General features: G+C 58.4%; 1 protein-coding gene. It reads left to right on the forward strand.

The window, feature by feature from the left end; all coding sequences use genetic code 11:
• A partial coding sequence (locus HOY33_RS20410; protein WP_172291848.1) for an S-layer family protein occupies window positions 1–3,509 on the forward strand: 3,509 nt, incomplete at both ends.

Raw genomic sequence — 3,509 nt, forward strand, 5'->3', positions numbered from 1 at the left:
ACGGTTGCGCCGGATGCCTTGATTACCATTGATACGATTACGGCGGATAATGTGGTGAATGCGGCCGAGTCCAACCAGACCATTAATGTGACCGGTCAGGTTGGCGATCAGGTGCAGGCCGGTGATGCGGTGACTGTCACGGTGGGTAGTGAGACTTATCAGACTACGGTCAATGCCGATGGGACGAGCTGGAGTGTGAGTGTGCCCGGTAGCGTGCTGGCGGGAAATACCGCCGTTAATGCCACGGTAACCACCGCGGATGCGGCGGGGAATATCGCTACGGCGGATGCCAGTCGCGGTTATACGGTTGATACGGTGGCGCCGGATGCCTCGATCAGTATTGATACCATCACCGCCGATAATGTGGTGAATGCGGCCGAGTCTAATCAGACTATCAATGTCACCGGTCAGGTGGGCGATAATGTCCAGGCCGGTGATGCGGTGACCGTCACGGTGGGTAGCGAGACCTATCAGACCACGGTGAATGCCGATGGCGTGACCTGGAGCGTGAATATCCCCGGCAGTGTATTAGCTGCCAATACAGCAATTAATGCCTCGGTGACGACCGCGGATGCCGCGGGCAATACCACCACGGCGGATGCTAACCGTCCTTATGATGTCGACACCATTGCCCCGGACGCCTCGATTACCATCGATACGATTACGGCGGATAATGTGGTCAATGCCGCTGAGTCTAACCAGTCTATCAATGTGACGGGTCAGGTTGGCGATAATGTCCAGGCCGGTGATGTGGTGACCGTCAAGGTGGGTAGCGAGGCCTATCAGACCACGGTGAATGCCGATGGCAGCACCTGGAGTGTGAATATCCCCGGCAGCGTGCTGGCTGGGAATACGGCGGTTACGGCTAGTGTCACCACATCTGATGCGGCGGGGAATACCACCATCGCAGAGGCTAACCGTACCTATGATGTCGACACGGTGGCCCCGGATGCGTCGATAACTATCGACACCATCACTGCCGATAATGTGGTGAATGCGGCCGAGTCCAACCAGTCTATCAATGTGACCGGTCAGGTTGGCGATAATGTCCAGGCCGGTGATGTGGTGACCGTCACGGTGGGCAGCGAGACCTATCAGACCACGGTGAATGCCGATGGGACGAGCTGGAGCGTGAATATTCCCGGCAGCGTACTGGCGGGAAATACCTCAGTTAATGCCACGGTAACCACCGCGGATGCGGCGGGGAATATCGCTACGGCGGATGCCAGTCGCGGTTACACCGTTGATACGGTGGCGCCGGATGCCTCGATTACCATTGATGCCATCACCGCCGATAATGTGGTGAATGCGGACGAGTCCGGTCAGACTATCAGCGTGACCGGTCAGGTTGGCGATCAGGTGCGGGCCGGTGATGCGGTGACCGTCACGGTGGGCAGTGAGACTTACCAAACCACGGTGAATGCCGATGGCGTGACCTGGAGCGTGAGTGTTCCCGGTAGCGTACTGGCAGGGAATACGGCGGTTACGGCGAGTGTCACTACATCTGATGCCGCGGGCAATACCACCACGGCAGAGGCTAACCGTCCTTACGATGTCGACACGATTGCCCCGGATGCCTCAATTACCATTGATACCATCACCGCCGATAATGTGGTGAATGCGGACGAGTCCGGTCAGACCATTAGCGTGACCGGTCAGGTTGGCGATCAGGTGCGGGCAGGTGATGCAGTGACCGTCACCGTGGGCAGCGAGACCTACCAGACCACGGTGAATGCTGATGGCAGCACCTGGAGTGTCAATATCCCCGGCAGCGTGCTGGCGGGGAATACGGCGGTTACGGCGAGTGTGACGACCGCAGATGCGGCGGGGAATATCACCACGGCAGATGCCAGCCGCGGTTACACGGTTGATACGGTGGCGCCGGATGCCTCGATTACCATCGATACCATCACCGCCGATAATGTGGTGAATGCGGCCGAGTCCAACCAGACCATCAGCGTGAGCGGTCAGGTGGGTGATCAGGTACGGGCGGGTGATGTAGTGACCGTCACCGTCGGTAGCGAGTCTTACCAGACGACGGTCAATGCCGATGGGGCAAGCTGGAGCGTGAGTGTTCCCGGTAGCGTATTAGCTGCCAATACAGCAATTAATGCCACGGTGACGACCGCGGATGCGGCGGGTAACACCACCACGGCAGAGGCTAACCGTCCTTATGATGTCGACACGATTGCCCCGGATGCCTCAATTACCATTGATACCATCACCGCCGATAATGTGGTGAATGCGGCCGAGTCCAACCAGTCTATCAATGTGACCGGTCAGGTGGGCGATAATGTCCAGGCCGGTGATGTGGTGACCGTCACGGTGGGCAGCGAGACCTATCAGACCACGGTGAATGCCGATGGCGTGACCTGGAGCGTGAGTGTTCCCGGTAGCGTGCTGGCGGGAAATACCGCCGTTAATGCTACGGTAACCACCGCAGATACGGCGGGCAATACCACTACCGCGAACGCAGAGCGTCCCTACACCGTTGACACGATTGCGCCGGATGCCTCGATTACCATCGACACGATTACGGCGGATAATGTGGTCAATGCCGCTGAGTCTAACCAGACCATCAATGTGACCGGTCAGGTTGGCGATCAGGTGCAGGCGGGCGATGCGGTGACCGTCACCGTAGGTAGTGAGACTTATCAGACCACCGTTAATGCCGATGGCGTGACCTGGAGCGTGAGTGTGCCCGGTAGCGTGCTAGCAGGGAATACGGCGGTTACGGCTAGCGTCACCACCTCTGATGCGGCGGGTAATACCACCATGGCAGAGGCTAACCGTCCTTATGATGTCGACACCATTGCCCCGGATGCGTCGATCAGTATTGATACGATTACGGCGGATAACGTAGTCAATGCCGCCGAATCTAACCAGTCTATTAATGTGACGGGGCAGGTTGGTGATAATGTCCAGGCCGGTGATGCGGTGACCGTCACGGTGGGTAGTGAGACTTATCAGACGACGGTCAATTCCGATGGGACGAGCTGGAGTGTGAATATCCCCGGCAGCGTACTGGCGGGGAATACGGCGGTTACCGCCACGGTGACGACCGCAGATGCGGCGGGCAATACCACTACCGCGAACGCAGAGCGTCCCTACACCGTTGATACGGTAGCCCCGGATGCCTCGATTACTATTGATACGATTACGGCTGACAACGTAGTGAATGCCGCCGAGTCCGGCCAAACCATCAGCGTCACCGGCCAGGTGGGCGATCAGGTGCGGGCCGGTGATGCGATCACGGTGACTGTCGGCAGCGAGACTTATCAGACCACGGTGAATGCCGATGGCGTAACCTGGAGTGTGAATGTGCCCGGCAGTGTGCTGGCAGGGAATACGGCGGTTACGGCTAGCGTCACCACCTCTGATGCGGCGGGCAATACCACCACGGCGGATGCCAGCCGCGGTTACACGGTTGATATCGTTGCGCCAGATGCGTCGATCACTATTGATGCCATCACTGCCGATAATGTGGTCAATGCCGCCGAGTCCGGCCA

The organism is Brenneria sp. hezel4-2-4 (genome assembly GCF_013155275.1).
Taxonomy (GTDB): domain Bacteria; phylum Pseudomonadota; class Gammaproteobacteria; order Enterobacterales; family Enterobacteriaceae; genus Brenneria.